This is a genomic window from Phocaeicola fibrisolvens, assembly GCF_025567125.1.
Classification (GTDB): domain Bacteria; phylum Bacteroidota; class Bacteroidia; order Bacteroidales; family Bacteroidaceae; genus Phocaeicola; species Phocaeicola fibrisolvens.
On record NZ_JAOQJI010000065.1, the window covers coordinates 1 to 15,626 of the forward strand.

Consider the following 15,626-nt stretch of genomic DNA (forward strand, 5'->3'; position numbering starts at 1 on the left):
GAATCTTGTCGTAATACATCAATTGAACCTTTTAGACCACAAAGATAAGTCAAAGAACGCTTTAATCAATTATTCGATATAAACTCTATTTAATCATCATTTTATTCGTAAGTTTTATTTTCGTCAGTTTATTTATATTGATGAGGATTTTGGGAACTATTCAGATAATTGATAGAATTAATCGGCATTTTTTGCAAATTGTTGACATAGAAGTTATTCATTAACTGCTCAGCCCATGGTCCATAAGTAAATGAGCTGCTATGCCCGTATCCCATTACGTGTCCAAGTTCGTGGAACATTACGCTGCATGCATACGTGTTGAAATAATGTTCGAACCATCCTCTTTGATATGCACCGAATACACTTCCGCTACCTAATCCGATAATACCATTACCTGTATATACCAGTCCAACTTGAAGTGTTCTGCTGGCTCTCATCTTTTTCAATACTTCTTCTACCTTTACGAGCTGCTTGTTGTCATCATAAAGTTGGTCTGCATTGTCATGCAAGATTTGTTCATGTTCTGGCATATCAATCATATAGGTGAAGTTCAGGAAGAAGGCCACTGATTCCCGGCAATGTACAGGACGTATGCCCATCCAGTTTCCGACTGGTCCACCATCTTCTCGTTCCGGATCTCCTCCGTACAATCCCCAGTAGATTGTCCATCCGTGTTCAATCTTCTGCAATTTGTCCCAGTAAGGGTCGTTTGCTTCAATTTTAAAGGTGGCTTCTGCCAGTTCTGATTCTGTCTTTTTCTGTACTTCAATGTATTTCCCAGATTCGGTGCGACACATCGCTGCACGTTGTATTAACGGAATTTCCTCAAAGAAGTCACCGAATGCCGGTATGGAATCGAAATAAGCCAAGTCAAAGTATTCATCGCTTACTTGCGGCAATTGCATTTTGATTAACACATTATTCAGTTGGCGTGGAGAGTAAAAGCGTATATGTAATTTGCCTTCCTCTGTCACGGAAACCTGAAGTGGTTGTGCGGTATTGAATTTTCGTACCGATGCATTTGTATAGACTTCTTTGGTTTCGTCGTCTTGCAGAATCAATGTGTGGTCGCCGGCATTGTATGCCGCAGGGGTAATCAACATGGTAACAGCTTTATCATCCGGGTGATTCACATGCGTTTCCACATGATGTATATGGTTGGCAGTCAACGTTTCCTGGTCAAAATTATAAATCTGTCGTCTTTCTTCTTTCAGGTAATTACGTGTAGAGAGTGTAATCTCTCCATGGAACGTAGAACCGTTGCACATTGGCATGAAGAAATAAGACGTATGTTGATTCAGTGAAATCGTATTGGTTATTCCATTACTTTCTCCACCTAACTCACCATTACCAGATAGTGTAGTATAGAATTTTATTTGTCCAAGCGACAGTGTTTTATCTGTTACCGCATTCTGCACGTAAGGGTTATTGTAGGAAAAATTGAAATCCACCCGGCTCATGATACGTTTCTGTATCACAGCTTGCGAAATAGATACAGTTTCCTGAGTACCTTCTGCTGTTTGTATTTCTATAATAGAAAAAGGTGTTTTAGAATAGAAATATTCAGCCTCTAGAGGTTTCTGTAGGTCATCTGGAAATGCAAGCCATTCGTCATCAATGTGTCCGGGAGTACGAACAATGGCCCGGTCTTTGATGGCATTTCCTTTGATGCCTAGTACAAGCAGTTGGTATTCACCTTTGTGGAGACCCTCAGCATAGATTTCTGAGGTACTGGTTTTATAGTAAGTTTTGATATTCTCAACTCGGTTTCCATTTTCATCCGCAATGAAATAATATAACTGGTCGTAAGGTGAAGAATCGTTTTCCGAACTACGAGTCTCCTTTCCTTCATATCCCTCTCTTTGTAAATTAAACACGATTCCAGACTGGTTGGAAGTGGAAGATGCCTCTGAATATTCTTCCTGGTTACAAGAAATCAATAGCAAAGTGCATAAAAAAGCAATAAAAGTAAGTTTTCTCATTTTGTTGTTGTTTTCTCAGTAATCACAATCTTTTTTATAAACTAATATTTTTAATTATTTCCCTCTAAAAAGTAATTAATCGTTTGTTTTTTTATCTTTATATTTTAATGTTATGAGTATTTCCCTTATTCTTGTTCTTAAACGAAATTTGAGGGACTTTTGTTCAATGAAAATTATTTTTTAGTGGACTTTTTGACACTTATTTTTTAGTACTTGAGTTAGGTATAAATTTTTATGTAGCAAACTTACTTCGTTTTGAGGTAGATACTAAGAATGTCAGTTTTTCTGTCGTTCGTTGCTGCGAAACTCGGTGGGGGTCATACCTAGGTATTTTTTGACGTATTGGGCAAAAAAAGAGACATTGGGGAAGTCAAAGTCCATGGCTATCTCCTTGATGCTTTTGGTCGAGTATTTGAGGGCCGGGATTATGTGTTCTATCGCGTTCTCATGAATGAGCGTCAATGCATTTTTCCCACTGATTTGTTTGACAATGCGCGAAAGATATTTGCTTGAATAGCAGAACAAATCAGCATAATAGCCCAAGGTTCGGTGTCTGCCGTTGTCGGCTGCGAGAGCTTCCATGAATTGCTTGAAAATAAAGTCGGGTTGTTTGACTAGGACCTGGTGGCCTGTATTTTCCTTTTCGAGTGACTTATGAGTGGTTTTGGCTATCATTTCTTCAAAAAAAGCAGAAGCGATGTGCAGCAGGATGTCTTTTTGAAAATTGTCGGATGAAACGTTTATTTTGCGTTCTATCAAATCCAGATACAGCTGGAACAGTTCTTTTCTTGTTTCCTCAAAATGCTTGATAGGGTGCTCTTGTATGTAACAAATCGATTTCCACGTATATTTTTGCGTCTGGGTGATGCGGCGAAAAAAGCGGTTGGAAAAGCAGAATATCTTTACTTTGCAGTCGGGGCTGGCCGAAAGTTGTCTGATAAGAGTATTGGGCAGACTGATCAGCAAGTCATTGGCTTGAAGATGACGATAGGTATTGCTCAATTCCATCGTAATTTCTCCTTCCCTGCAATAAAGCATCAGAAATACCTCCAGTTTGACATTCTTGTTTTTTTGAAATACATTTTCCAGCCGTTCGGTTAGGAACATGTAGTCGTCCATGTAGCTTTGAGGGTCACAATGTGCCTGAAGCATGTCCATGTGAATGTGTTTGATAATTTCTTCCATGTTATTTTTTTGCAAAGATGTGGATTCCCCCGTAAAGCATGGTGTTCTATATTCTTCCAGATATGTCTTATTTTCTACATTTTGCCGGATGTTGTGGAAACAAGGGAAAATAAGATACTTCTGTGTGAAAATCCGTTGTGTGCTTTTTCTACGGGGTTGTTACTTTTGCGCGAACAAAAAAAGAAACGAATATGACAGAAAAGATTGGAAATTTAGGTGCATGGCTGATGGTGTTCGGTTGTGCGATTGGGATAACGTCCTGCCAGACGGAAACAAAAGAAACTACCGGAAAGGGGTATCAGCTGATGACAATTCAGGCAGATACCGACAAGGAGATTACTACTTCTTATTCTGCATCCATTGAAGGTATGCAGGACATTGATATTTATCCGCAAGTGTCAGGATATATTGAAAAGTTGAATGTGTCGGAAGGTGATGTCGTACGCAAGGGAGAAGTCTTGTTTGTGATCGACCAAGTTCCGTATAAGGCGGCTTTGAAAACGGCAGTGGCCAATGTGGAAGTAGCGAAAGCCAGTCTGGCTACAGCCGAACTTACTTATAAAAGTACAAAGGAATTGTATGCCAAAAAGATAATCTCCAGCTTTAATTTGCAGACAACAGAGAATGAGTTTCTGACTGCCAAGGCACAACTGGCACAGGCCAAGGCACAGGAGGTGAACGCGCGAAACAACCTTTCTTATACGGAGGTGAAGAGCCCGAGCGAAGGAGTGGTCGGCATGTTGCCTTATCGGGTGGGGACACTGGTCAGTTCGAACATGGCACAGCCCTTGACTACGGTTTCCGATAATGCCCAGATGTATGTCTATTTTTCGATGACCGAGAACCAGTTTCTCTCGCTGGCCCGTCAGTATGGGACCACGGAAAAGGCCATACAGAATATGCCTGAAATCCAACTTCAGCTGAACGACGGTTCCATGTACGAAGAAAAAGGAAAGATAGAATCTATCAGTGGGGTGATTGACAAGGAGACGGGTACGGTAGGTGTACGTGCGGTATTTCCGAATGCTTCCCGTTTGTTGCACAGCGGGGCATCGGGAAACGTGTTGATTCCAAGTATCTATAAGAAATGTATTGTTATTCCGCAGGGAGCTACCATACAGTTGCAGGATAAAATCTTGGCTTATAAAGTGGTGGATGGCAAAGCGGTATCTACTCTGATTAAAGTAGCTCCGGTCAATGACGGAAAGGAATACATTGTAACGGATGGGCTGAAGGTCGGTGACGAGATTGTGGCCGATGGAGCCGGTATGCTTCGTGAAGGAACGCAAGTAAAATAATCGGACGCTTATGAAAGGAAATATATTTATCAAACGGCCAGTCATGGCCTTGTCTATATCCATCTTGATTTTAATTGTTGGATTTATCTCCCTCTATACCTTGCCGGTGGAACAGTATCCGGATATTGCTCCGCCTACAGTTTGTGTGGATGCTACTTATACGGGTGCCGATGCAGATGCGGTGATGAACAGTGTCATTATGCCGCTGGAAGAAAGTATCAATGGGGTGGAAAACATGATATACATTACCTCTACGGCCACCAATGCCGGTACGGCAGAAATATTGGTCTATTTCAAGCAGGGAACCGATCCGGATATGGCGGCAGTCAGTGTACAGAATCGTGTGTCGGAAGCACAGGGCCTGTTGCCTGCAGAAGTAACGGCTATTGGGGTAAGTACCATGAAGCGGCAGAACAGTTATCTTCAAATTAATGGTTTGACCAGTCCGGATAAACGTTATGATGAGAGTTTCTTGTCGAATAATCTGGATATTAATGTAATACCACAAATTAAACGTATCCAGGGAGTTGGTGATGTACAGCTTTTGGGGGATACGTATAGCATGCGTATCTGGATGAAACCGGACAAGATGGCGCAATATGGTTTGGTGCCTGCCGATGTGACGGCTGCATTGGGAGAACAGAATATCGAAGCTCCTACAGGATCTTTGGGTGAAAATTCAGATCGTGTATTCCAGTATACGATGAAGTATAAAGGTCGTCTGAAGAGTGTGGAGGAGTTTGAGAATATGGTGATACGTTCTCAAAAAGATGGTTCCGTACTCCGTGTGAAGGATATTGCTGATGTAGAGCTGGGGCGTGAATCCTATGGCTTTCATGGGGAAGCAGACGGAGTGCCGGGTGTGATGTTTATGGTTTATCAGGTGGCCGGAGCAAATGCGACAGCTGTGAACCAGGAGATATCCGATTTGCTGGATGATATAGCAAAAGATTTGCCTGAAGGAATGGAGTTTCTGCAAATGATGAGTGTGAATGATTTCCTATTTGCTTCTATCGACAATGTGGTTGAAACTTTGGTGATAGCTATTCTTCTGGTAATTCTGGTAGTATATTTCTTCTTACACGATTTCAAGAGTACTTTGATTCCTTCCATATCCATTGTGGTGTCGTTGATTGGTACGTTTGCCTTCCTTTCGGTGGCCGGATTCAGTATCAACATCCTGACCTTGTTTGCGCTGGTGCTGGCCATTGGTACCGTAGTGGACGATGCCATTATTGTAGTGGAAGCCGTACAAGCTAAATTTGATGTGGGTTATCGTTCGCCTTATCTGGCTACCAAGGATGCCATGAACGATGTGACGATGGCCGTTGTGTCGTGTACCTTTGTGTTCATGGCCGTATTTATTCCGGTCACCTTTATGGGTGGCACATCCGGTGTGTTCTATACGCAGTTTGGTATCACGATGGCAGTGGCTGTGGGTATTTCTTGTTTAAATGCGTTGACACTCTGTCCGGCTATGTGTGCCATGATGATGAAACCGTCAGACGGAAACAAGAGCCCTCACAGTCTGAACGGAAGGATACGTGCCGCCTATAATGTCTCATTTCATGCTTTAATGGGGAAATATAAAAAAGGACTGATGTTTTTCTTCCGTCATCGTTGGATAGTATGGACTTCATTAGGTATTGCTTTCATATTATTGGTGTATCTGATGTCCACCACGAAAACCGGATTAGTCCCTCAGGAAGATCAGGGAACCATGATGGTGAACATTAGTACTTCGCCGGGTAATTCATTGGCGGAGACTGATAAAGTAATGGATAAGGTGGAAAAGATATTGAAGGCCACTCCAGAAATAGAAAACTATTCTCGTACTACCGGGTATGGATTGATTTCCGGACAAGGGACTTCATACGGTACGGTTATTATCCGTATGCTTCATTGGGATAAGCGAAAAGGAAAGAAACATACGGTGGATGCGGTGATGAAGCGCTTGAATGCCCAATTTAGCATGATTAAGGAAGCGCAGGTATTCTGTTTCCAGCCGGCCATGATTCCGGGATATGGAACTGGAAACTCCATTGAACTTTATATGGAGGACAAAACGGGAGGCGACATGCAGCCGTTCTATGAATCCGTACAGAAATTCATTGTGGCTTTGAATCAACGTCCGGAAGTGGCCATGGCTTATAGTTCGTATGCCATGAATTTCCCTCAGATTGCGGTGGATGTAGATGCGGCTAAATGCAAGCGTGCCGGAATCAGTCCGAATGATGTGCTTGATGTGGTGGGCGCCTATTGTGGTGGGTCGTATGTCTCTAATTATAATAAATTTGGAAAGGTCTATCGTGTCATGATTCAGGCTTCGCCCGATGCCCGTTTGGATCAGCATGCGTTGGACAACATGTTTGTTCGTAATGGTATGGAGATGGCGCCGGTCAGCCAGTTTGTGACGCTTCGTTCGGAACAGGGGGCGGAGATAGCCAAGCGTTTCAATTTGTATAACACTATCAACGTCAATGTAAACGTGGCCGACGGATATTCTACAGGTGAAGTTCAGAAAGCTATTAAAGAGGTTGCGGCTCAGGTGCTTCCTTCGGGTTATGGTTATGAATATGGAGGTATGGCTCGTGAGGAAGCGAGCAGCGGAGGAGCACAGACCGTTTTTGTATATACCATTTGTGTGGTATTGATATTCTTGATTCTGTCATGCCTTTACGAGAGTTTTCTGGTGCCGTTGGCTGTCATTCTTTCCGTACCTTTCGGCTTGATGGGAAGTTTCTTGTTTGCCCGTGTGGCAGGATTGGAAAACAACATCTATTTGCAGACGGGAGCCATTATGCTGATTGGCCTGCTGGCCAAAACGGCCATTCTGATTACAGAGTATGCCATTGAACGCTGGCGTAAAGGAATGGGCATCATTTCTTCTGCCTATTCGGCTGCCCAGGCTCGTTTCCGTCCCATCATCATGACCGTGTTGTGTATGATTTTCGGTATGCTTCCGCTGATGTTCTCATCCGGTGCCGGAGCCAATGGCAACAGTTCGCTGGCTACGGGTGTCGTAGGAGGTATGCTGGTGGGTACGCTGGCTTTGCTCTTCGTGGTGCCTGTATTCTTCGTGGTGTTTGAGTACTTGCAGGAGAAGCTGCGAGGTCCCATGCAGAAAGAGCCCGACCAACAGATTGTCTACGAGAAGGAACAGACCTTGATTGAAAAAAGTGCCTTTAATACAGAAAAGTAAATGGAGTCGTCTATGAATACGTCAAAAATAATTGCATGCAGCGCAATGCTTCTCTTGAGCGGTTGCGGAATCTATACTAGCTATGAGCCTCAGACTTCAGTCCCTGAGGAACTCTATGGGGAGGAAGTGAATGTTTCCGATACGGTAAGCATCGGAAACATTCATTGGAAGGATTTCTTCTCCGACCCTTATTTGCAAGCGTTGATTGAAAAAGGACTGGCGCAGAACACCGATGTGCAGACTGCCAGTCTGCGGGTAGAGGAGGCCAAGGCTTCTTTATTGTCGGCCAAGCTGGCTTTTCTGCCATCGTTTGCCTTGTCTCCGCAAGGAGGGGTCAATACGGTGGAAGGCAGTAAGGCGTCGCATACCTATACACTGCCGGTGACTGCCAGTTGGGAGCTGGATATTTTCGGCAAGTTGAGGAACGCCAAGCGTCAGGCTAAAGCAGCTTATCTGCAAAGTGAAGATTATAAGCAGGCGGTATATTCCAGTCTGATAGCCAATATTGCCAATACGTATTACACCTTACTGATGCAGGATGAGCAGCTGGAGATTTCCCGGCAGACGGCTGAGACATGGAAGGAAACAGTGGCTTCCACACAGGCATTGATGGATGCCGGACAGGCGGATGAGGCGGCTGTTTCACAGATGCGGGCTACTTATTACGAAGTGGAGAATTCGGTAATTGACTTGGAAGAGCAGGTGAATCAGGTGGAAAACAGCCTTTCCTTGTTGCTGGCGGAAACTCCTCACCGGATAGCTCGGGGAAAACTTTCCACACAAAGTTTCACGAAGGATTTGTCGGTAGGCATACCGCTTCAGCTTCTCTCGAACCGTCCGGATGTGCGTGTGGCGGAACGCGATGTGGAACAGGCATTTTATGTGACCAATCAGGCCAATGCTGCCTTTTATCCGGCGATTACGCTGAGTGGAAGTGCGGGTTGGACCAATTCCGTAGGGGGACTGATTGCGAATCCCGGTAAGTTTGTGACTTCTGCTTTGGCTTCATTGACCGAACCTCTGTTCAACAGGGGGACGCTTATTGCTCGTCGGCGCATCGCCAAGGCACAGCAGGAGGAGGCACTTCTGGCTTTCAGACAGAAATTGCTGGATGCTGGAACGGAAGTGAACGATGCATTGGTGTCTTATCAGACCAGTAAGCGGAAAAAAGATAATTATGAGCAGCAGATAACCGCACTGGAGAAGGCTTTTACCAGCACTTCACTCTTGATGGAGCATGGGAATACGACTTATCTGGAGGTGCTGACGGCTCATCAGACGTTACTTGGCGCACAGCTGTCGCAAACAGCCAACTGCTTCAAGGAGATACAGAGTCTCATCAACTTGTATCAGGCGCTGGGTGGCGGACAACATATTTAGTACTCTTTTTTTTAGTTTCTATTGTGTGGCGGGCGAATGCCTCTTGACTTGTTTTTCTCATTCTCTCTCTCATGCTTATATTCATTTTCACATTCATGTTTACCGGGGAAGACAGTCAAGGACATTCGCTCTTGCTTTTATAGCTTTTATCGATGAATGTTATCGGGAAAAAGAGTTTTTTCGATAGATGGAGATTGGAACCGACCGCTTACCTTTGTTTCCATAATCATGAAAGGAAAAGGGAAATGAAAGAAATGAATCGTTCACGTGAGGCGGTTGCACGGTTTCGCCTGATACGTAACTGTATGTTTTTGTCCGGATTGTCGGTTTTTGCCCAGTTGTATTTGTTTCAACCTATGCTTTCGGAAATATGCCGGAACTTTGGCGTCAGTCCGGCAGAAAGCAGTCTGTTGGTGTCGGCTTCTACTGCCGGCATGGCGTTGGGGCTGATTGTTATGGCCTTTAAAGCTGATTCCGTGTCGCGCGAACGTCTGATGGGAGTTTCGTTGCTGCTCTCTTCCCTGTTGACCATCGTGTCTGCCTTCACTGGCAATTATTCCCTTCTGCTGGCCCTGAATCTGTTGAAAGGAATGGTATTGGCCGGGGGGTCGTCGGTGGCGTTGGCCTATCTTTCAGAGGAAGTAGATAAAGCTATGATTGGGTTGGCCATCAGTTTGTATTTGAGCGGGAATACCCTAGGCGGAATGTCGGGACGAGTGGTTGCTACGCTGGTGTCCGGATGGGGTGGATGGCAGTCGGCCGTATGGTTGATTGGCATTGTCAGCCTGCTGCTGGGTGGATTGTTCTGCTGGAAGATTCCTGCCGGGAGAAATTTCTCTGTAGTGTCCGTATCTTTCCGGGAAAAACTGCGTCAGATGCGTTCTCTTTTGACTCGGAGCACATTTCTTTCGATGTATCTCATCGCTGCGCTTTCCATGGGCATTTTTGTGAGTATCTACAATTATCTGTCTTTCTTGCTGGAGGCACCTCCTTTTTCATTGCCCCATCACTGGGTGGCACTGATTTTCACCATGTATGTGGCAGGAATCATCGGTTCGGTCGTGGCCGGAGGTCTTTCGGACAAGTATAGTCCGGAGATGCTCTTGCAAGGTACGTTGGGACTGATGGGAGTCGGGATGGCGTTGTTGCTATGGATGCAGCTTTGGGCCATCGTGCTGGGATTAGGGCTGATGACTTTTGCTTTTTTCGGGACCCATACGCTGGCAAGCCGGATTGTATCGGTGCACGCCGGGCAGATGAAAAGCAGCGCCACCAGCATTTACTGGTTGTTCTATTATGCTGGTTCCAGTCTGGTAGGTTCTTTTTCCGGCATCGTGTTGTCGGATTACGGATGGGGAGCTTTCATGGAGTTTCTTTTTGTGCTCTTAGCTATGGCGTGGATTATTGCTCTGATTGTCTTGTGGCTGTTTAAGGGGAAGAAAAGTGTCTATGTATGGATTGCCAGGAGGTGATATGAACAACGGCCTGCCTTCAAGATTGTGTACTCGAAGACAGGCCGCTGAAATGTGATTGGATTGGGTTTTATTCAAAGATAATCTTACCAAAGAACTCCGGACAGTGGAAACAAGGTTTCGGCAAATCTATGGGATTCCATGACAGGAAGTGTGGGGTATGTTGTAAGTCTCCGCATTTGTAGAAATTGGCATAAGCGGTCAGTCCTTTGAAGCCCTTCAGCTGATGGCGGAAGAAAGCTTCTTTAGGGATACAAAGAGCCAGTTGCCAGCTACATTCTCCTATGCGCTCTTCAAACGGAGCTTTTTCAAGTGAACTCCAGCGGTCTACCTGCTGGAGAATGTCTTGAGGAGCATGAGGTCTGTCGCCTGGTTGTCCGCCACCGATAAGGAGGGTACCTCCGCAGTTGCATTCAAAATTATAATACACGTTTTCTTCCTGATCTTCCGGAAACTGGAAGAAAAATTCGCAGCAGGAATCTTCCCATACTCTGCCGTTATCTTCGGCAGCTATGGCTCGTACGCTTTCTTCTTTCACGCGATAGTTCAACAGAATGAAATCGCCTGTATGAGCAATGCGAAATGCGACCTCCGGACAGTAAGGATAATCTTTCCAGTTCACGCAGGAAACAGGTTGGAACTTTATCTGATGTTCATCGAGCAGGGCCGGAATATTTGGGGCGGCTACGCGAGACTGTCCGGTAATTTCGGGTACATGTAATTCTTTCATGATTTTCGTATTTAGGATATCGAATTAGAAATTTAATTTTGCTTGTTCAGAATAATAAGGGCACCGATGACGCCTGGAATCCATCCGCACAACGTGAGGATAAAGACAATCAATACCGAACCGCATCCTTTGTCGATGACGGCAAGGGGCGGAAAAATAATGGAGAGAATGACTCTGATGAATGACATTTCTGTGTTGGTTTTATAAATTTGCAGGAAAGTTAGGGAAAAGATTTAGAACTGGCAAGAATTTAAGGAAGATTCGGGGAAGAACAAGAGGATAAAAAATATCCTCCCGAGGACTTCGGAAGGATATTTTGAAACTCGTACCAAGGAATCCGGTACAAAATATGCAGTAAACTTTACAACTTTCGGTGTGTATGCTGGCATCCTTGCCCGCAAAAGGGGTTACTTGCTCATTAGCCGAGCATTACGTAACCCCAAATCATTGAATCTCCTTTGAAGATCTTCTGAATGAAATTTTTCATCGTTTTCATGTTGTTACCCTTTCTTTTTAGTGAATAAAAAACTTTAATACCTTTCAATCTAATCTAAAAAACATCGTCTCTCGACGAAGTTGAAAACAATCTTATAATCTAAAAAAACAATCTTTCTACTTTGTCAATCGTTGAACTTCCGTTCTTGATTACGCTGCAAAGATAGGGCTTTTTGATATAGAATATATGCTTTAGAACATAAAAATGAGAAAAGGGTATGTTTTATTGATGTAGGTCAAAAAAACGGTCAGTTCTGATGTTTGACGGCACACCGGGCACACACTCCTTTCACGATGTAGTTGACTTTTCGGGCAATGAATCCTTCGGGAAGATTGATGTGTGGAATGAGATCTTGATTCAGGCAATAGGTATTGTGGCATACTTCACAGTAGAAGTGGCAGTGTTCTTCGCTTTCGTTGCACTGGCCATGGTTGTGGCAGATGCAGTATTTGTGCGAACCGCTCCCGTCGTCCACGCTGTGGATGAGATGATGCTCGTGGAAAAGGACGAGGGTGCGGAATATGACTGATTTGTCGATGCTGTCGAGCTGTTTTTCCAACGTGCCCAGGCTGAATGTGTCGGTTTGGGAGGCAATGGCCTCATAGATGAGCAGTCGGGTGGAGGTGGGCCGGATGCCGGCTGTCTCCAGGATTGTGGCATAGTCTTCTGTTTTCATAAAAAAGGATGCTTATCTTGTGACTTGCTGCAAAGATAAGCATCCATTTTGGTAACCAGGTTGTTTTTCAGCCAGGTTTTATTCGTTCAATCCCAGTTTTTTCTTCAGTTCCTTGGTCAAGGCATCCTTGTGCAGAAGAATATAGATGGTTTTGGCACGTACATAGCTTTCCGACATGTTCAGGTAGCCTCCGAAATCGTTCCGGTCGGTACCCCAGGAGTTCTTGGTAATGTAGTACTTTGTGCCGTTCTGGTCTTTGGCAATGCCGGTGAGGTGCATCAGGTGGTCATCGGTAGTGACAAAGCCCTCGTATCCTTTCTGACGGATTTCGGGTGTCACTTTCACTTCCGGACACGGATATTCAAACTTGAAGGCTTCATCCAGTCTCTCTTTGGCATCCATGCTTTGCCAGCGGGCAAAGTCGGTGTCTTTCAGGTCGACGGTACTTTCTGTGGCCGGATTGATGGCTACTCCGTGCTTGAAGGAGAATCCCTTTTCACTGACATCACCGTCCCAGCATACGGTATATCCGTTTTCCAGGGCATGGTCGGCGGCCTGCATCATCTCGTCGAGCGGCAGGTTGTACATCTTGGCATGTTCCCAGTTGTCAGGAATCTCCAGCTCAAACGCTTGATAGTAAGGCTGGTGGGTGAAGCTGGTCAGCATGACATAGTCTTCCGGATGGATGCCCAGGCTCTGTGCAAAGGATTGTGGAGTATATTCTTTGCCTTTGTAGGTGAACTTCTCAGGCAGTTCGCCCATGTAGATGTCGAACAGGCTCTTGATCAGTTTTTCGTATTCCGGGCTGCGCTGGCGCAGCTGGATGGCTTTTTCGGCAATGACTTCCATATAAGAGGCCAGTTCCTTGTGGTTGTGTGTGGGAGAATTATAGTTGATGCCGCTGTACACTTCTTCCGGCACGATACCTACTTGCTTGAAGGCGGTAAACCAGCTGGGAGAGATACTTCCCTGGCCGATATTGCCTTTTCCGTGGCGCAGGTAATTGTCCTTCAACTGGTTCATGTATTTCTGACGGACGATGTACATTTCCGAGAGGTCGAATTCGCCTTTTCCTTGGCGGAGGAGTTCGGCTTCGATGAACGAAGTGGTGGCAAAGCACCAGCAGGTACCGGTAGCTGCCTGATTTTTGACCGGAGTCACTTTTTGGTTGGTGACGGTAGTAAATTGGTAGCCTTCGGCTTTAGGCTGTGCCTGAAGAGTGGCCGAAGCAAGAAGTAATGCAGAGATAAATGTCACAGTTTTCATATCTTTTTCTATGTTTTTTACGTGTATTTAAATTATGGAATCAGAATCCGAAGCGATAGTCATTCCAGTATTTGGCAGTCATTTCGTCCCAGCGGAGCAGGGTAGCTCCGATAAAATCCATTGTGTAGTCGGTCAGATAAGCCTTGGCGGCATCTTCTCCCTGGCTCTTGACTAGTTCCGCATAACGCTGTTCCACCATCGGCAATTCTTCCAGTCCTTTCCGTTCAAAGTGCATCTGGTTCTTTTCCATGATTTTCCGGGCATTTCCCCATCTCACGGTAGCCAGCTTGTTGGCCTGACGGTAATGCCACAGGGCTGCATCCAGACGGTAGCGGTGGTTGCCGCAAATTTTGAACATAGCGGGCAGGTCGGTCGTACCGCAGAAGATGGGCACGCGCGGACTCTGTCCGGGGTTGTCCATGGCAAACCAGCAGACACCTCCTACAGCATCCGGGAGCCAGCTGCGCAACTGGATGACGGTGGAGTAGGCACATTGCGGCACGGCTACGTTCCGGTTGGCCGTCACGCTGCCCTTTTGGAGTGCATTGTACAGCTGGACTTCATCAGTACGCATCCACGGGTTGGCGCGCGGGCTGGTGATGGTGTCAGTCTTTCCGGTCTTCCGGTCCTTGACAGCTACTTTCAGATTCTTTGTTACGCTCCATTCCGTACCTTCGTACGTCTGTCGCAAGTAGGCCATTACGTCGGCATTGCTGATTTTCTTTTCCGGCTTTACGCTCAGGGGAAGTTCCTCATCGTCCATGCTGAGCTTGAGCGATGGGGCCAGTGTGCTTAGAATAAAGAATTCCCGGATGCTGAATGCCTGCATCTTGCCGAAATAGTTCGGGCCTCCATAGGCTTTCCAGAACTTGAAAGGTTCCTTTCCGTCCCACAGCTTGAGTTTCTTGGCCACGCTGAACACGTTTTCCGAAGCCATGTAATGGTCTGTATCTTTCAGGTTCAGTGTGCTGATGCGGGAAATGTTGGCCGAAACTCCGACCTCGTCATCAGGAATACGGACGGCAGCCCATACACCGCCAATCTGGTCGGGACCTTCACCGAAGATTTCAAAGTGCCACACTTCTTTCGGGTCGGCAATGGTCAGACATTCGCCCGAATCACCATAGCCGTATTCCTTCACCAGCTTTCCCATGAGTTGAATGGCTTCACGGGCTGTGGTGCAGCGTTGCAGCGCCACGCGGGCCAGTTCTTCAATCATGAACATTCCTTTGGCATTCCGCAGGGTATCCCGTCCGCTGATGGTCGTTTCCCCCATGGCCAGCTGCTTTTCGTTCAGGCACGGATAGGCCGTATCCAGAAAAGCGTAGGTATGTTTGGCTTGTGGAATCTGCCCTTTTACGCTCAGATTGGTTTGGTCATTGACTGATTCCGTGTGCATGCGTCCATCGTAAATGTTCATTACCGTATCGTTGGCAAAATCTGCCGCCGGCACGATGTTTACCCACGTACGGTACCAGCTGTCGCACGTGTGGCTCGTCATGACAGAACCGTCGGTTGAGGCCAGTTTCCCCACCATGATACTGGTACAGCAATCCGGATCGCGTGGCAAAGTCTGTTGTGCAAGAGCAAGGTGGGAAAAGGTAATCCCAATAAAGAATAAAATGTTGCTTATTTTCATATTTTCATATTAAAATGATACTTGCTCGCAAAGATAATAAAAAAGGAGAAAAAGGAATAAGGATATTCTTCGTAAAACGGTTGAAGAATGGTAGGTCTCCCTGTGTTTTCTTCTTGGCGATTTAGGAAAGAATGTACAGCACAGGCATAAATTTATCTCGTCACGAACGAGTCGAGACCTCGTCACGTTCGTGTCGACCTCTCATCACGTTCGTGACGCAGAGAAAACGCATCAATCTCCGATATTAAGGAAGTTAATTGTTTCCAGAATAAGTTTCTCCATGAAATTCTCATCCCATCC

The 15,626-nt window shown here is 45.6% G+C and carries 11 protein-coding genes; 4 read left to right on the top strand and 7 right to left on the bottom strand.

Annotation, left to right across the window (positions count from 1 at the left end):
• Window positions 1-128: 128 nt before the first annotated feature.
• Both OCV81_RS16365 and OCV81_RS16370 read right to left on the bottom strand, forming a co-directional pair.
• A complete protein-coding gene (locus OCV81_RS16365; protein WP_148330955.1) occupies window positions 129-1,982 on the bottom strand; it encodes a hypothetical protein in 1,854 nt (617 codons plus the stop codon).
• Between the two features lie 276 nt (window positions 1,983-2,258).
• Window positions 2,259-3,167, bottom strand: coding sequence for a helix-turn-helix domain-containing protein (locus tag OCV81_RS16370; protein WP_148330956.1), 909 nt, complete (start codon window positions 3,165-3,167; stop codon window positions 2,259-2,261).
• Between the two features lie 191 nt (window positions 3,168-3,358).
• Between OCV81_RS16370 and OCV81_RS16375 the strand changes: the two genes are divergently transcribed.
• The 4 genes from OCV81_RS16375 to OCV81_RS16390 all read left to right on the top strand — a co-directional run bounded on the left by OCV81_RS16375 (window position 3,359) and on the right by OCV81_RS16390 (window position 10,519).
• Window positions 3,359-4,465, top strand: a complete 1,107-nt coding sequence (locus tag OCV81_RS16375) for an efflux RND transporter periplasmic adaptor subunit (RefSeq protein ID WP_148330957.1) — start codon at window positions 3,359-3,361, stop codon at window positions 4,463-4,465.
• A gap of 10 nt (window positions 4,466-4,475) precedes the next feature.
• A complete protein-coding gene (locus OCV81_RS16380; RefSeq protein WP_148330958.1) occupies window positions 4,476-7,667 on the top strand; it encodes an efflux RND transporter permease subunit in 3,192 nt (1,063 codons plus the stop codon).
• A 12-nt stretch (window positions 7,668-7,679) separates the two neighbouring features.
• Window positions 7,680-9,047, top strand: a complete 1,368-nt coding sequence (locus OCV81_RS16385; RefSeq protein ID WP_148330959.1) for an efflux transporter outer membrane subunit — start codon at window positions 7,680-7,682, stop codon at window positions 9,045-9,047.
• A 245-nt stretch (window positions 9,048-9,292) separates the two neighbouring features.
• Window positions 9,293-10,519 carry an MFS transporter gene (locus OCV81_RS16390; protein WP_148330960.1) on the top strand — a complete coding sequence of 409 codons (1,227 nt, stop codon included), beginning with the start codon at window positions 9,293-9,295 and terminating at the stop codon, window positions 10,517-10,519.
• Window positions 10,520-10,589: 70 nt separating this feature from the next.
• Here OCV81_RS16390 and OCV81_RS16395 read toward each other — a convergent pair whose 3' ends face one another.
• The 5 genes from OCV81_RS16395 to OCV81_RS16415 form a co-directional block, all read right to left on the bottom strand.
• Window positions 10,590-11,249 (bottom strand): carbohydrate-binding family 9-like protein, encoded by a 660-nt coding sequence (locus tag OCV81_RS16395; protein ID WP_148330961.1) that lies wholly within the window; start codon window positions 11,247-11,249, stop codon window positions 10,590-10,592.
• A 32-nt stretch (window positions 11,250-11,281) separates the two neighbouring features.
• Entirely contained in the window at window positions 11,282-11,437 is a 156-nt protein-coding gene (locus OCV81_RS16400; protein WP_072542054.1) for a YqaE/Pmp3 family membrane protein, read from the bottom strand.
• 555 nt (window positions 11,438-11,992) lie between these two features.
• The gene (locus OCV81_RS16405) at window positions 11,993-12,421 is read right to left on the bottom strand and encodes a Fur family transcriptional regulator (RefSeq protein ID WP_148330962.1); all 429 of its coding nucleotides are present in this window, start codon (window positions 12,419-12,421) and stop codon (window positions 11,993-11,995) included.
• A gap of 78 nt (window positions 12,422-12,499) precedes the next feature.
• Window positions 12,500-13,687, bottom strand: a complete 1,188-nt coding sequence (locus tag OCV81_RS16410) for a C1 family peptidase (protein ID WP_148330963.1) — start codon at window positions 13,685-13,687, stop codon at window positions 12,500-12,502.
• Between the two features lie 40 nt (window positions 13,688-13,727).
• Window positions 13,728-15,326, bottom strand: a complete 1,599-nt coding sequence (locus OCV81_RS16415) for a dipeptidase (protein WP_239464683.1) — start codon at window positions 15,324-15,326, stop codon at window positions 13,728-13,730.
• Between the last annotated feature and the right edge of the window lie 300 nt (window positions 15,327-15,626).

Bases quoted from the DNA above. Each gene is read 5' to 3' on its own strand.
- OCV81_RS16375 (WP_148330957.1), top strand. From the start codon at position 3,359: ATGACAGAAAAGATTGGAAATTTAGGTGCATGGCTGATGGTGTTCGGT.
- OCV81_RS16395 (WP_148330961.1), bottom strand. From the start codon at position 11,249: ATGAAAGAATTACATGTACCCGAAATTACCGGACAGTCTCGCGTAGCC.
- OCV81_RS16410 (WP_148330963.1), bottom strand. From the start codon at position 13,687: ATGAAAACTGTGACATTTATCTCTGCATTACTTCTTGCTTCGGCCACT.
- OCV81_RS16405 (WP_148330962.1), bottom strand. From the start codon at position 12,421: ATGAAAACAGAAGACTATGCCACAATCCTGGAGACAGCCGGCATCCGG.
- OCV81_RS16380 (WP_148330958.1), top strand. From the start codon at position 4,476: ATGAAAGGAAATATATTTATCAAACGGCCAGTCATGGCCTTGTCTATA.
- OCV81_RS16365 (WP_148330955.1), bottom strand. From the start codon at position 1,982: ATGAGAAAACTTACTTTTATTGCTTTTTTATGCACTTTGCTATTGATT.
- OCV81_RS16370 (WP_148330956.1), bottom strand. From the start codon at position 3,167: ATGGAAGAAATTATCAAACACATTCACATGGACATGCTTCAGGCACAT.
- OCV81_RS16415 (WP_239464683.1), bottom strand. From the start codon at position 15,326: ATGAAAATAAGCAACATTTTATTCTTTATTGGGATTACCTTTTCCCAC.
- OCV81_RS16390 (WP_148330960.1), top strand. From the start codon at position 9,293: ATGAAAGAAATGAATCGTTCACGTGAGGCGGTTGCACGGTTTCGCCTG.
- OCV81_RS16385 (WP_148330959.1), top strand. From the start codon at position 7,680: ATGAATACGTCAAAAATAATTGCATGCAGCGCAATGCTTCTCTTGAGC.
- OCV81_RS16400 (WP_072542054.1), bottom strand. From the start codon at position 11,437: ATGTCATTCATCAGAGTCATTCTCTCCATTATTTTTCCGCCCCTTGCC.